Here is a 13,604-nt window from a genome sequence, read left to right as displayed (position 1 = left end):
ATGACCCTTCGCCCTTTCCTCGCCCTCGGCCTCGCGGGTGTCACGCTTGCCGGTTGCGCGACAGGCCCGTCGCTCCCGCCGACGCAGGTCATCCGCTACCACCTCGACCAGCCGATTGCGCGCGGCACGATCTCCGTCCAGCCGCTCGACGCGGGCACGCCGAGCATAGAATTCAAGACCTACGCCGCCGCCGTCGAAGGCGAGTTGCTCAAGCTAGGCTATACGCTTCCCGCCGCCGGCGCGCGCCCGGATTATGTCGCCACCGTCAACTTCACGCGAACCACGCGCGAAGGGCCGCCCCGCCAGCCGCCGGTCAGCGTCGGCCTGGGCGGCGGCGGCTTCAGCGGCGGTGGCTGGCATGGCGGCGGTGTCGGGCTTGGCGGCGGCATCAGCTTCCCGATCGGCAAGCGACGCCCGATTGAGCTGCTCGCGGCGCAATTGTCCGTCACGATCAAGAACGGCCGCGACCAGTCGCCCGTCTGGGAAGGGCAGGCACAGGGGATCAGCGACCTCAGAAGCGCCGACGAGCAGGCCCCGCGCCTCGCCCGTGCGCTGTTCACGGGGTTCCCCGGTCAGTCCGGTCGCACTATCGAGGTGAAATGACTATCGCGATCAACGCTGCCTTCGACGGTGGCAACATCAAGCTCGTCGCCATCGAAGGCGACCGTGTGGATCTGGAAATTCTGAAGGATCACCAGTCGGATTTCTTCCAGTGGTTCTCCTTCCGCATCGCCGGGGCGCGGGGCCGGCGGTTGACCTTTCGCATCCTCAACGCGGGCCAGTCGGCCTATCCGTTCGGCTGGCCGGGCTACAAGGCCCGCGCCAGCGCGGATCGCGGCTCCTGGCGCATGATCGACACACGGTACGAGGGCGGCGTCCTGTCGTTCGACTATGACGTCGCGACGGAACTCGCCTGGTTCGCCTATTTTGCGCCCTATACGATGGAGATGCACGTGGCGTTGGTCGCGCGCATCGCGGGCAGGCCTGGCGTTACCCATCGCGAGCTCGGCACCTCGCTCGACGGTCAGGCCATCGATTATTTCCGCATCGGCTCGGGGTCGAAGCCCGTGTGGCTCTACGCCCGCCAGCATCCCGGCGAATCGATGGCGGAATGGTGGATGGAGGGCGCGCTCGAATGGTTGACCAGCGCGGCCGCCGCGCCGCTGCTGGCGAAGGCGACCGTCCATGTCGTGCCGAACATGAATCCGGACGGCACGCGCCGCGGCCACCTGCGCACCAATGCCGCAGGCGTGAACCTCAATCGCGAATGGCACGCGCCCAGCGCGGAGCGTAGCCCGGAAGTGCTGTGCGTGCGCGATGCGATGGACGAGACCGGCGTCGTCTTCGCCATCGACGTGCATGGCGACGAGGCGATCCCGGCGAACTTCATCGCGGGCTATGAAGGCATTCCGAACTGGACCGAGGATCACGGCGCCAAATTCTACGAATTCGGCCGCCGCCTCGCCGCACACACGCCCGATTTCCAGGTCGAAAAAGGCTATGAGAAAGCGAGCGCGGGGAATGCCAACCTCTCCATGTCGACCAATCAGCTCGCCCAGCGCTTCGGCGCGGTCTCGGTGACGCTGGAGATGCCGTTCAAGGACCATGACCCCAATCCGGATCCCGAATTCGGCTGGTCGCCCGAACGGTCGAAAGCGCTTGGAGTCTCCTGCCTGGAGGTGCTGGCCGGGATGATCGACGACCTGTGATGCAGGTCCGGGCGGGCGACTTCGGCGATCCGCAGCTCCTGGCGCTGCTCCGCCTCCATGCGGCGGGCATGGAGGCCCATTCGCCGCCCGGCCATTGCCATTACCTCGACCTGTCGGGGTTGCAGCGACCCGACGTGCGTCTCTGGACGATCTGGGAGCACGACATGCTGCTCGGCTGCGGCGCGATCAGAACACTGGCGCCCAGCCATGGCGAGATCAAATCGATGCGCACCGCCCCGACCGCGCTACGTCGCGGCGTGGCGCGCGCGCTGCTCCGCCATCTCGTCGCGGTGGCGCGCGCCGATGGCATGACGCGGCTCAGCCTGGAAACGGGAACCGGCGCCGCCTTCGCGCCGGCGATCGCGCTGTACGCGGCGCACGGCTTTGTTGGCGCCGGCCCGTTCGCCGACTATGAGGCGACCCCGTTCAACCAGTTCATGACCCTCGACCTGTCGGAGCCCGTATGCCCACCCTCGTCCTGATCCGCCACGGCCAGTCCGCCTGGAACCTCGAGAACCGTTTCACCGGCTGGTGGGACGTCGACGTGACCGAAAAGGGCGCCGCGGAGGCGCGCGCGGCTGGCGAACTGATGGCGGCGAAGGGCCTCGACTTCGACATGACCTTCACCTCGCTGCAGACGCGCGCGATCAAGACGCTGAACCTCGCGCTGGAGGCGATGGGCCGACTGTGGCTGCCGACGGAGAAGGACTGGCGCCTGAATGAGCGGCATTACGGCGGCCTGACCGGGCTCGACAAGGCGGAGACCGCCGCCAGGCACGGCGACGAGCAGGTGCACATCTGGCGCCGCAGCTTCGACGTGCCCCCCCCGCCGATGGAGCCGGGCAGCGCCTACGATCTGTCGCAGGATCGCCGTTATGCCGGCATCGCCGTTCCGCAGACGGAGAGCCTGAAGGACACGATCGCCCGCGTCCTGCCCTATTGGGAGGAGCGGATCGCCCCCGCGCTGAAGGACGGCCAGCGCGTCCTGATCTCCGCACACGGCAATTCGCTGCGGGCGCTGGTCAAGCATCTGTCGGGCATCTCGGACGAAGAGATCACCGGTCTGGAGATCCCGACCGGCCAGCCGATCGTCTACGAACTGGACGCGACGCTCAACGCGACCGACCGCTACTATCTCAGCGAGCGCTGAGTGGCCCGATCGAGCGCGCGGCCATAGCCATGGCTGCGCGCTGATCCTCGCCCAACTGGTCATCCCCCCGAAAGTCGAAGTCCACGGGGGCGATCGGCCTCGATTGCGCGACGTCGATGACGCGCGTCCCTAGCGCTCGGCTTCCATCGGGACGACGCATGACGCAGCTGCGCGCCCGTTACCGTCGGCATCACGTGAGACGGCCCCCTCGCCTGCTCGCCCCTGACCGTTGCCCTGCCCCGCACCTTTGGCTAGGCAGCGTCTCCCTCGCGAGGAGCAACGCGTGACAGAGCCTCTGGTCGGCATCATCATGGGATCAACGTCCGACTGGGAGACGATGCGTCATGCCGCCGCCGTGCTCGCCGAGCTCGAAGTCGCGCACGAGACCAAGGTCGTTTCCGCGCATCGTACTCCGGACCGGCTCTATGATTATGCCAAGGGCGCCGCGGATCGCGGGCTGAAGGTGGTGATCGCGGGTGCCGGCGGCGCGGCGCACCTGCCTGGCATGGCCGCCGCGATGACCCACCTGCCGGTGCTCGGTGTTCCGGTCGAAAGCAAGGCGCTGAAGGGACAGGACAGCCTTTTGTCGATCGTCCAGATGCCGGGCGGCATTCCGGTGGGGACGCTGGCGATCGGCAAGGCCGGCGCGATCAACGCCGGCCTGCTCGCCGCCGCGATCCTCGCCACAGGCGACGATTCGCTCTCGCAGCGGCTGCAGGACTGGCGCCGCCGCCAGACCGAAAGCGTGGCGGTCGACCCCGCATGAGGCTCGATCCCGGCGCGACGATCGGTATCCTGGGCGGCGGCCAGCTCGGCCGCATGCTCGCCGTGGCCGCGGCCCAGCTCGGCTATCGCACGCATGTTCTCGCGCCCGATCGCGAAAGCGTCGCGGCGCAGACGGCGTCCAGCCTGACCCGCGCCGATTACCACAATCGCATCGTCCTGGCCGATTTCGCTGCGGCCTGCGATGTCGTGACCTACGAGTTCGAGAACATCGACGTCGCGCCCGTCGAGTGGCTGGCGCAGCGCGTGCCTGTCCATCCCTCCCCCGCCGCGCTGCGCGTCGCGCAGGACCGGATCGCGGAAAAGAAGTTCGTCGAAACGGTCGGAGGTCGCCCGGCGCCCTGGGCAGCGGTGGACAGCGCCGCGGACCTGGACGCGGCGATCGCGCGGATCGGCTGCCCCGCGATCCTGAAGACCACGCGGTTCGGCTATGACGGCAAGGGGCAGGCGGTGATCGCCACGCCCGGGGAGGCAGCCCAGGCGTGGGAGACGATCGGCGGCCCGGCGGTGCTCGAAGGTTTCATCCGCTTCGACCATGAGTTCTCAATCCTGATCGCGCGCGGGCACGACGGTGCAAGCGTGCGGTACGACCCGCCGCACAACGTCCATCGCGACGCGATCCTACGCACCTCCACCGTCCCAGCGCCCGCGGAAATCGTAGAACAGGCCGAGGAAGCGACGGCGCTCGCCTGCCGGATCGCCGATGCGCTCGGTTATGTCGGCGTGCTCGCCTGCGAGTTCTTCGCCACCGCGAACGGCCCGGTATTCAACGAGATGGCGCCGCGGGTCCACAATTCGGGCCATTGGACGATCGAGGGGGCCGAAACCTCTCAGTTCGAGAACCATATCCGCGCGATCTGCGGCCTGCCTCTGGGGGCGACGACACCAACGGGTCGGGTCGAGATGCGCAACCTGATCGGCGACGATCCCTGGGCGGATGCACTGACCGAGCCCGGCGCGCACCTGCATCTCTACGGCAAGGGAGAGGCACGGCCGGGGCGCAAGATGGGGCACGTGACCCGCGTCACACGGTGATCGCCTCGGCCAAGACCTGCCTGGTCCATCGCTCTATCGCGGCGACGACAGGCCGAGCCGACGCCGTCGTGCCATCTGGCCGCATCGCCTTATCGATCGGACGGCAATGGGCCTTGCTCAATGCCGCAGCGGTGGCGTGACAGGCACGGTAAATTCGACGGGGACTATCACCGGCATGTCCAACGGCGCGTCGTTCCGTCGCACCGGTCGAATACGAAACAACCTCCAAAGCGTCAGCGCTGATGTCCCGAAGCCCATCCCCTTCGGCGTCTCGCTCAGCAGCCAGCAACGCCTCGGCGTCCCAGGCCGGGGGACGTAACACCCCAGTTCGACGTGTCCGCCCACCCGGTTTTTTATGGCCGCGCGCGGCCAGGCGGCCGCCATCGCATCAGCGGGCGGTATGCGGATCCATTCCGCCCTGGCATAGCGCACGCCGCCCTCGCCGGCGCCAACCCCGTCACCTTTTCCGGTGCCGGATCCCCGGCCGGTACCGCCGGTCCCCGTCACTGTCCCGGAAAGCTGCGTTCCCGTGCCATCCGTGGCGAATGGCGAGGTATCGGACATCAGGGACGGCGGTGGCGGCGCCTCGGGTCGGGGCGTCGCTTCGACGCGCTCGGGCGGCGGCGCGGGCGATGGCGGGGGCGATCCGCCCGCAGGCGTCTTCATCGGCGGCCGTGGCGGCGGTGGCTTGCGCACCACCCTGGGGGTCGGAGGTGGCGGCGGCGGCGGCGGCGGCACATCGAACACCGCCAGTGCCGCGACGTCGGGATGGACCGGCGCCGTCTCACGCGTGGCGAGCAGCATGGCGAACAACGCGGCATGCACCCCGATCGTCAGCACCAGCGCGCGTCGATCGGGGGCATGCCGTGGCCTCATCCGCGCCGGCTCCTCGATGGCAACTGCCGGATCACTTCGCCACCGGCAATGCGATGTAGCTCGCATCCGGCCCCGCCACGGTGATCCTCTGCGTCGCCTTGATGAAGTCCGAGGGCTTGGCGTTGAAGATGTTGGGCACGAACGTCTGCGGGTTGCGATCATAGAGCGGGAACCAGCTCGACTGGACCTGCACCATGATGCGGTGGCCGGGCTGGAACACATGATTCACCATTGGCAGCGCGAAGCGATAGGGCAGCGGCGTGTTGGCCGCGATCGGCTTCGCCTGCGACAGGCCTTCACGGTACCGACCGCGGAAGATGTCCATCGACACCGCCAGCTGATAGCCGCCCATCGTCTGGTCGGCCTTTAGCCCCTCGGGGTAGACGTCGATCAGCTTCACCACCCAGTCGCTGTCCGTTCCGCTCGTGGAGGCGGTCAGATGCACCTCGGGAACGCCCGCGACGGTCACTGCCTGGGTCAGCGGTTCGGTCTCGAAGGTGACGACGTCCGGCCGGCCGGACACGGCGCGCTGGTCGTCGACCAGCCATTGGCGCCAGGTCGAGCCGGGGGCGTAGGTCGGCTTGAGCGGACGGACGCGGAAGCTGACCGGCGCGGAAGGGTCGGACACATAGTCGACGGTCTGTGGGCCGGCTCCATCGGCCGGCGTGAAGTCGAGCGCACCGCCCGGCTTCAGGTAGAGCGGCCTGGCCTTGGCGTCCGCCACGGTCGGCCAGGACTGCAAACGCTGCCATTCGTTGACGCCGGTCTGGAAGATGGTGACCGGGGCCACGTCCATCGCCGGCTGGTCGCTCTTCAGGTAATGCGCCAGGAACGGCGCCAGCACGTGGCGACGCCACCATTTGGCGGTGTCGCTGTCCCACTTGATCGCGCCCAGCGCATTGCCGTCGCCCGCCTCTTGGCCATGATACCATGGGCCTGCCGACAGGAAGACCATGTCGTTGTTCGTGTCCTTCGGCTTCAGCGCGCGATAGACGGCCGGGGCGCCGTAGATATCCTCCTGGTCCCACAATCCGTCGACCAGCATCACGGGCACCTTGAGCGGCTGTTTCGCCAGCACCTGGTCCATCGCCTGGCTCTGCCAATAGCTGTCGTAAGAGGGATGCTCGACCAGCTTCTGGTAGAAGCCCATCCGGTCGACGCCCTTCGCCTTCGCCACGGCGCCCGCGGAGCCCATCTTCAGGTAATATTCGTAGTCGTCGGCATAGCCGGTGCGGAACGGCGTGTCCGCCGCGGCGGTCGCCTCCTGCCCCAGGATATAGGGCAGCATCGTCTCTCGGAACGCGCCATTGTGGAACCAGTCGTCGCCGCGCCAACCGTCGACCATCGGGTTCATCGGCACCGCGACCTTGAGCGCGGGATGCGGGTTGATCAGCGGCATCAGCGACAGGAAGCCGTCGTAGCTGATGCCGGTGATGCCGACGCGTCCGTTCGACTCCTTCACGTTCTTCACCAGCCAGTCGATCGTGTCGTACGTATCGGTGGAGTCGTCGACCTTGCTCGGGTTGAAGGGCGTGCCGACGGGGGCCGGGTTCATGACATAGCCGCCCTGCGATCCGTGCATGCCGCGTACGTCCTGGAAGACGCGGATATAGCCGCCCTCGGTGATCGGATCGTCGCCGGTCGTACCGTCAGCCGTCGGCGCGGCATAGCCGCTGGGGTTGGTGCCCAGAGCAGCCTCGGCGTCATAGGGCGTGCGCGTCATCAGGATGCCGAGGTCGTGGCCGCCCTTCGGGATCGCGATGACCGTATGCAGCTTGATGCCGTCGCGCATCGGTATGTCCACAACGCGGCGGTTATAGCCATAGGCGTCTTCCTTCGACGGCGGCGTGGCGGGCCGTTCGGTCCACGTCGTCGGCTTGATCCGCTGCTGCGCCGCGACGGTGGCAGGTATCGTGCCGGCAGACAGTATCAGGGCAGTGGCGCTGGCGAGCAGCAGCTGGCGGGTCATCGGCATCCTCCTCAAGACGACGGGTAGAACGAAAAAAAGGCCCGCCCCCCGGCCATCTGAGTGATGGCGAGGGGCGGGCCGGAAGGTCATCGGAACGATGCGATCACGCGGTGCGCGTCCCCGACAGCGGGAAGCTGCCGAACGCGCCTGCGCCGACCGAACCAGTCAGCGTGTCGCCATCGGCGGTCGCTTCGATGTCGAGCGTCATCGGCATCGGCGACGTCATCTGCTGCTTCCACGTAATCGTGTTGCCCGCCGCGTCACCGGAAATGTCGCTCGATCCCATCGCGCCCGAGGCGGAGCCGCTGAAGCTGCCGCCGTCGGTGGTGATGGTCAGCGTCATGTTCTGGTCGCCCAGCGGCGACTTGACGGTGCAATCCCAGGTGCCGTCGATGTCGGCCATCGTCACTCTCCTCAATGCGCCGCGGAGATGGCACCGGCGGACGCGCCGGCCACCGCGCTTGCCGGGACGACCTCGACCGGCAGGCCCAGGCTGTCAAGCTGTGGCTTCACCTTCGTGGCATCGCCCACCACGATCCATGTGATCTTCGCGGGATCGATCGTGCGCTGCGCCGCCGTACGCAGCTCGGGAAGCGTCATGGCGCGATAGCGCGTGGCGAGCGTCGCGTAATAATCGTCGGGACGCTTGAACAGGTCGTTGGCCTGCATCGCGCCCAACACCGCTGGCGAGGTTTCGAACTGGCCGGGCAATTGCAGGATCGCACCGGTGATCGCCAGACGGAATTCGTCATCCGTCATCGGCTTGGTCGTCACGAATTGCTTGATGTCGTCCGCCGCAGAGGCGATCGACGGACCGGTCTTGTCCGCCTGGACGCCGGCGGAAACGACATAGGGCGCCGCATATTCGACGGTCTGGAACCGGCCGCTTGCGCCATAGGACCAATGCTTGCTTTCGCGCAGGTCCATGTTGATGCGGCTCAGGAAGCTGCCGCCGAGCGCGTCGTTTACGGTGTTGAGGACGAGCATGTCGTCCGTGCCCTTCAGTCCGGTGCGCTGCCCGCCGACGATCACCGACTGCGGGCTGTCGGGCCGGTCGATCAGGACGATCTTGGGCGTGACCGGTGGCTGCGCTCCGCCGAAGGTCTTGGTGCCCGGGGTGCCCGTCGCCTTCCAGTCGCCGAAGCGCGCATCCAATGCCGCCTTCACCTCGGCCAGCGGCCGGTCGGACACGACGAACAATTTGGCCTTGTCGGGCCGCAGCCATGCCTGCTGGAAGGCGCGCAGGTCGGCCGGGGTCAGCGTGGCGACTGCGGCCGGATCGCCGCTGCCCTGCGCCTTGGCATAGGGCGTGCCCGCCGCGAGGATGCGCGTCGTCATCCGCTGCGCCAGCGCGCCGGGGTTGGTCAGCTCCTGCTGGATCCCCGCGATCTGCTGCGCCTTGACGCGCGCCACCTCGGCCGGGGCATAAGCCGGTCGCCGCGCGACCTCCGCGAACAGGTCGAGCGCCGGCGCAAGGTTCACGCTCGGCACGCTCATCACCACCGTGCTGCGATCGTTGCTGCTGCCGGTGCCCAGACCCATGCCGAGCCGTTCGCGCAACTCGGCAAGAGTGTTGACGTCGTAATGCTCGGTACCTTCGTCGAGCATCCCCACCGCGAGCTGCTGCGTGCCGAGCTTCTCCGGCACGTCGGCGGCAAAGCCCGCATCGAAGCTGAGCACCGCCTGCGTCACCGGCACGGCGGTGCGCTGGGCGTAGACGACCTCGATGCCATTCGCGAGCCGCGTGCGCTCGACCTTCGGGAAGGTCAGCGCCGTCAGCTGGCCGACGGCCGGCATCGCCCCCCGGCTGCCCTTGGCCGGCTGGTCCGGCGCGGCGATCACGTCCTTCTTGGGGGGCACCTGCGCCTCCGCATAGGCGTCCCGCGCGCCGGGGACGACGTTCACCGTCAGCGCCGGACGCGACAGCCACGTGTTCGCCGCCGCCTTGACGCTCGCGGGCGTCGCCGCCGCGAGCGCGGCCAGCCGTTTCTTGTAGAAGCCCGGGTCGTTCGAATAAAGCGCACCTTCCGCGAGCGCCACAGCCTTGCCGCCGAAGCCGCCGACCGCCTCGAGGCCACGCACGGTGCGCGCAACAGTGCTCGTCACGAAGCGCGAGACCTCATCCTGCGTCGGGCCGGTGCGCAGGAAGTCGGCCAGCACTTCGTCCAGCCGCTTCGAGGCAAGGGCCGGGTCGACGCCGGGGCGCACGAGGCCCTGGATGGTGAACGTACCGACCTGCGCGAACGCATTGTCCTCTGCGGCCAGCGACGTGAACAGCTTCTCCTGTCGCACCAGCTGGTTCGTGAAGCGCGACGAGGCCATGCCACCCAACACGCCGGCGGCGACCTCCAGGCCGGGCGTGGCCCTGTCGTTCAGGCCCGGCACCGACCAGTTGCGGGTGATCATCGTCGCCGCCACGCGGTCCTTCAGCGTCACGGTCCTCGCCGCGGGCAGCGTGACGACGGGAGCGACGGGAAGCTCGCTCTTCGGTCCCGCCGGAATGTCGCCGAAGTACTTTTCGGCCAAGGTCCGCGCCGTCGCGACGTCGACGTCGCCCGCCAGCACCAGCACCGCGTTGTTGGGGCCATAGTGGCTGCGGAACCAGTTCTTGACGGTATCGAGTGACGCCGCGTCGAGATCGGCCATGGATCCGATCGTGTCGTGGCCATAGGGGTGCGTCGCCGGGTACAGCCCCTCGGTCACCGCATAGTCGAGCAGGCCGTAGGGGCGGTTGTCGCCCTGCCGCTTCTCGTTCTGGACAACGCCGCGCTGTTCGTCGAGCACGCCTTGCGTGATCGCGCCGAGCAGGTGGCCCATCCGGTCCGACTCGAGGAACAGTGCGCGCGGCAACGCCGCGGTCGGCACCGTCTCGAAATAATTGGTACGATCGTAATAGGTCGTTCCATTATAATCCGTCGCCCCGACTTCCTTCAGCGGCGTGAAGAAGTCGCCCGGTGCATTCTCCGATCCGTTGAACATCAGATGTTCGAACAGATGCGCGAAACCGGTCGAACCCTTTGGCTCCTGCTTGGAACCCACGTCATACCACACGCTGACGGCGACGACCGGCGCCTTGCGGTCGGTATGGACAATGACGCGAAGGCCGTTCGCCAGCCTGAACTCCTGATAGGGGATGCTGACATCCTTCACGAGCGCCGAGACGGGCGCTGCCTTGATCGATGCCGTGGTCTCCGCCCGGGCGAGAACAGGCGAGGCGAGCGCCATCGTGGCGACGCCGGTCAGCGCGATACATTTGTTCATGAAGCGAACCTTCCCCCGAAGACTTGGAACGACTGTGTCGCTCAAGCATAACGGTCGCCGGAGGACTGACAAGCGGCGTCGGCGATAAAGTCGACAACGGTCCGATGTCACACTTGTGTTGCACATCGGCAACACCATATCGTTGCTCAACAGGATAGGATCCCGATGAACCTCGAGAAATTTACCGACCGCGCGAAGGGTTTTCTGCAAGCCGCGCAGACCGTCGCCATCCGCATGAGCCACCAGCAGATCGCTCCCGAGCATCTGCTGAAGGCATTGCTGGAAGACGAGCAGGGCATGGCCGCGGGGCTGATCCGCGCTGCGGGCGGCGATCCGCGTCGCGCGACCAACGACATAGACGCCGCGCTGGCGAAGATCCCCGCCGTGTCCGGATCGGGCGCGCAGACCGCGCCGGGTCTGTCGAACGACGCCGTGCGCGTCCTCGACCAGGCCGAACAGATCGCCCAGCGGGCCGGCGACAGCTTCGTCACGGTCGAGCGGCTGCTCGTTGCGATCGCACTGTCGCTCAACACCGCGGCGGGCAAGGCGCTGCAGGCGTCCGGCGCGACGCCGGAGGGCCTCAACGCCGCGATCAACCAGCTGCGTCAGGGCCGCACCGCCGATACCGCGGGTGCGGAGGACCGCTACGACGCGCTCAAGAAGTTCGCACGCGACCTGACCGAGGCGGCGCGGGACGGCAAGCTCGACCCCGTGATCGGACGCGACGAGGAAATCCGCCGCACGATCCAGGTGCTCGCGCGCCGCACCAAGAACAATCCCGTGCTGATCGGCGAACCCGGAGTCGGCAAGACCGCGATCGTCGAGGGGCTGGCGCTGCGCATCGCCAACGGCGACGTGCCCGACGGGCTGAAGGACAAGACGCTGATGGCGCTCGACATGGGCGCGCTGATCGCCGGCGCGAAATATCGCGGCGAGTTCGAGGAGCGGCTGAAGGGCGTCATCGACGAGGTGAAGGCCGCCGAGGGCGAGATCGTGCTGTTCATCGACGAGATGCACACGCTCATCGGCGCGGGGAAATCCGAAGGCGCGATGGATGCGGGCAATCTGCTGAAGCCGGCGCTGGCGCGCGGCGAGCTGCATTGCGTCGGCGCGACCACGCTCGACGAATATCGCAAGCATGTCGAGAAGGATCCGGCGCTTCAGCGGCGATTCCAGCCCGTGTTCGTCGGCGAGCCGACCGTCGAGGATACGATCAGCATCCTGCGCGGGCTCAAGGACAAGTACGAGATGCACCATGGCGTGCGGATCACCGACGGCGCGCTGGTCTCCGCCGCGACGCTGTCGAACCGGTACATCACCGACCGCTTCCTGCCCGACAAGGCGATAGACCTGATGGATGAGGCCGCCAGCCGCATTCGCATGGAGGTCGAATCGAAGCCCGAGGAGATCGAGAGCCTCGACCGTCGCATCCTGCGCCTTAAGATCGAGCGCGAGGGGCTGCGCCGCGAGACCGACGAGGCGTCGCAGGATCGGCTGGAGAAGATCGAGGGCGAACTCGCCAACCTGGAGCAGCAGTCGGCGGAATTGACGACGCGCTGGCAGGCGGAAAAGGACAAGATCGCCGGCGAGGCCAAGCTCAAGGAACAGCTCGACGCCGCGCGGCTCGAGCTGGAGCAGGCGCAGCGGTCCGGCGACCTCGCCAAGGCGGGCGAGCTTTCCTACGGCCGGATTCCCGCGCTGGAGAAGCTGCTGGCGGAGGCGCAGGGCGCCACCCAGGGTGCCATGCTGCGCGAGGAGGTGACCGCCGACGACATCGCGGGCGTGGTCAGCCGCTGGACCGGGGTGCCCGTCGACCGGATGCTGGAGGGCGAGCGCGAGAAGCTGCTCCGGATGGAGGAGGTGCTCGGCGCGCGCGTCATCGGACAGAGCGAAGCCGTCCGCGCCGTTTCCACCGCGGTACGGCGCGCGCGCGCGGGGCTGCAGGATCCGAACCGGCCGCTCGGCAGCTTCCTGTTCCTCGGGCCGACCGGCGTCGGCAAGACGGAGCTGACCAAGGCGCTCGCCGAATTCCTGTTCGACGATGCGAGCGCGATGGTGCGCATCGACATGAGCGAGTTCATGGAGAAGCATGCCGTTGCCAGGCTGATCGGCGCCCCTCCCGGCTATGTCGGCTATGAGGAAGGCGGCGTGCTGACCGAGGCGGTGCGGCGCCGGCCCTATCAGGTCGTGCTGTTCGACGAAGTGGAGAAGGCCCATGGCGACGTGTTCAACGTGCTGCTCCAGGTGCTCGACGACGGCCGCCTGACTGACGGCCAGGGGCGTACGGTCGACTTCTCGAACACGCTGATCATCCTGACCAGCAATCTCGGCAGCCAGTATCTGGCGAACCTCGAGGAGGGGCAGGCGGTCGAGACGGTCGAACCGCAGGTCATGGAGATCGTCCGCGCGCATTTCCGGCCGGAATTCCTCAACCGGCTGGATGAGGTGATCCTGTTCCATCGACTGGGCCAGGCGCACATGGGGCCGATCGTCGACATCCAGGTCGCGCGCGTCGGCAAGCTGCTGGCGGACCGGAAGGTGACGCTGGACCTGACCGACGCGGCGCGGGCGTGGCTGGGCCGGGTCGGCTACGATCCCGTCTATGGCGCACGGCCGCTCAAGCGGGCGGTGCAGCGCTACCTCCAGGACCCGCTGGCGGAGGCGATCCTGCGCGGCGAGGTGAAGGACGGCTCGACGGTGCACGTCGACGAAGGCGACGGGCGGTTGGTACTCAGCGTCGGGTGAGCGACTACACTTTTGCGCACGAAAAAGGAGGCGGACTGATCGGTCCGCCTCCCATGTTCACCCAATATTTGGCGTA

General features: G+C 67.6%; 11 protein-coding genes. 7 read left to right on the top strand and 4 right to left on the bottom strand.

Going from position 1 to position 13,604, the window contains the following annotated elements; genetic code table 11:
• The 6 genes from RF701_RS12960 (at position 1) to RF701_RS12935 (ending at position 4,677) form a co-directional block, all read left to right on the top strand.
• The gene (locus tag RF701_RS12960; protein WP_308815193.1) at positions 1-603 is read left to right on the top strand and encodes a DUF4136 domain-containing protein; all 603 of its coding nucleotides are present in this window, start codon (positions 1-3) and stop codon (positions 601-603) included.
• The gene (locus RF701_RS12955) at positions 600-1,709 is read left to right on the top strand and encodes a M14-type cytosolic carboxypeptidase (RefSeq protein ID WP_308815192.1); all 1,110 of its coding nucleotides are present in this window, start codon (positions 600-602) and stop codon (positions 1,707-1,709) included. Before RF701_RS12960 ends, RF701_RS12955 begins: the two co-directional genes overlap by 4 nt.
• Positions 1,709-2,191, top strand: coding sequence for a GNAT family N-acetyltransferase (locus RF701_RS12950; protein WP_308815671.1), 483 nt, complete (start codon positions 1,709-1,711; stop codon positions 2,189-2,191). Before RF701_RS12955 ends, RF701_RS12950 begins: the two co-directional genes overlap by 1 nt.
• On the top strand, positions 2,173-2,859 hold the full coding sequence (gene gpmA / locus RF701_RS12945; protein ID WP_287979466.1) for a 2,3-diphosphoglycerate-dependent phosphoglycerate mutase: 687 nt from the start codon (positions 2,173-2,175) through the stop codon (positions 2,857-2,859). Before RF701_RS12950 ends, gpmA begins: the two co-directional genes overlap by 19 nt.
• Positions 2,860-3,169: 310 nt before the next feature.
• Entirely contained in the window at positions 3,170-3,625 is a 456-nt protein-coding gene (purE, locus tag RF701_RS12940; protein WP_210357829.1) for a 5-(carboxyamino)imidazole ribonucleotide mutase, read from the top strand.
• A complete protein-coding gene (locus RF701_RS12935; RefSeq protein ID WP_308815191.1) occupies positions 3,622-4,677 on the top strand; it encodes a 5-(carboxyamino)imidazole ribonucleotide synthase in 1,056 nt (351 codons plus the stop codon). The genes purE and RF701_RS12935 overlap by 4 nt, the downstream gene beginning before the upstream one ends.
• Before the next feature lie 117 nt (positions 4,678-4,794).
• On the opposite strand, the gene RF701_RS12930 is transcribed toward RF701_RS12935, so the two are convergent.
• The 4 genes from RF701_RS12930 to RF701_RS12915 form a co-directional block, all read right to left on the bottom strand.
• Complete coding sequence (locus RF701_RS12930; protein ID WP_308815190.1) at positions 4,795-5,517, bottom strand: hypothetical protein; 723 nt, start codon at positions 5,515-5,517, stop codon at positions 4,795-4,797.
• 67 nt (positions 5,518-5,584) lie between these two features.
• Positions 5,585-7,522: a CocE/NonD family hydrolase gene (locus RF701_RS12925; RefSeq protein WP_308815189.1), complete on the bottom strand. Its 1,938-nt coding sequence runs from the start codon at positions 7,520-7,522 to the stop codon at positions 5,585-5,587.
• Between the two features lie 103 nt (positions 7,523-7,625).
• Complete coding sequence (locus RF701_RS12920) at positions 7,626-7,925, bottom strand: hypothetical protein (protein ID WP_203308762.1); 300 nt, start codon at positions 7,923-7,925, stop codon at positions 7,626-7,628.
• An 11-nt stretch (positions 7,926-7,936) separates the two neighbouring features.
• Positions 7,937-10,783: an insulinase family protein gene (locus RF701_RS12915; RefSeq protein WP_308815188.1), complete on the bottom strand. Its 2,847-nt coding sequence runs from the start codon at positions 10,781-10,783 to the stop codon at positions 7,937-7,939.
• Positions 10,784-10,948: 165 nt separating this feature from the next.
• On the opposite strand from RF701_RS12915, the gene clpB reads away from it, so the two are divergent.
• Complete coding sequence (gene clpB, locus RF701_RS12910) at positions 10,949-13,528, top strand: ATP-dependent chaperone ClpB (protein WP_308815187.1); 2,580 nt, start codon at positions 10,949-10,951, stop codon at positions 13,526-13,528.
• Positions 13,529-13,604: the final 76 nt, after the last annotated feature.

The organism is Sphingomonas sp. GV3, assembly GCF_031082075.1.
GTDB lineage: Bacteria > Pseudomonadota > Alphaproteobacteria > Sphingomonadales > Sphingomonadaceae > Sphingomonas > Sphingomonas beigongshangi.
The sequence above is the reverse complement of the archived record's forward strand: the minus strand, read 5'-3'. Positions and strand labels throughout refer to the sequence as shown.

Coding starts and splice junctions, on each gene's coding strand:
- RF701_RS12915 (WP_308815188.1), bottom strand. CDS start 10,783: ATGAACAAATGTATCGCGCTGACCGGCGTCGCCACGATGGCGCTCGCC.
- clpB (WP_308815187.1), top strand. CDS start 10,949: ATGAACCTCGAGAAATTTACCGACCGCGCGAAGGGTTTTCTGCAAGCC.
- RF701_RS12955 (WP_308815192.1), top strand. CDS start 600: ATGACTATCGCGATCAACGCTGCCTTCGACGGTGGCAACATCAAGCTC.
- gpmA (WP_287979466.1), top strand. CDS start 2,173: ATGCCCACCCTCGTCCTGATCCGCCACGGCCAGTCCGCCTGGAACCTC.
- RF701_RS12920 (WP_203308762.1), bottom strand. CDS start 7,925: ATGGCCGACATCGACGGCACCTGGGATTGCACCGTCAAGTCGCCGCTG.
- RF701_RS12960 (WP_308815193.1), top strand. CDS start 1: ATGACCCTTCGCCCTTTCCTCGCCCTCGGCCTCGCGGGTGTCACGCTT.
- RF701_RS12925 (WP_308815189.1), bottom strand. CDS start 7,522: ATGACCCGCCAGCTGCTGCTCGCCAGCGCCACTGCCCTGATACTGTCT.
- RF701_RS12935 (WP_308815191.1), top strand. CDS start 3,622: ATGAGGCTCGATCCCGGCGCGACGATCGGTATCCTGGGCGGCGGCCAG.
- purE (WP_210357829.1), top strand. CDS start 3,170: ATGGGATCAACGTCCGACTGGGAGACGATGCGTCATGCCGCCGCCGTG.
- RF701_RS12950 (WP_308815671.1), top strand. CDS start 1,709: ATGCAGGTCCGGGCGGGCGACTTCGGCGATCCGCAGCTCCTGGCGCTG.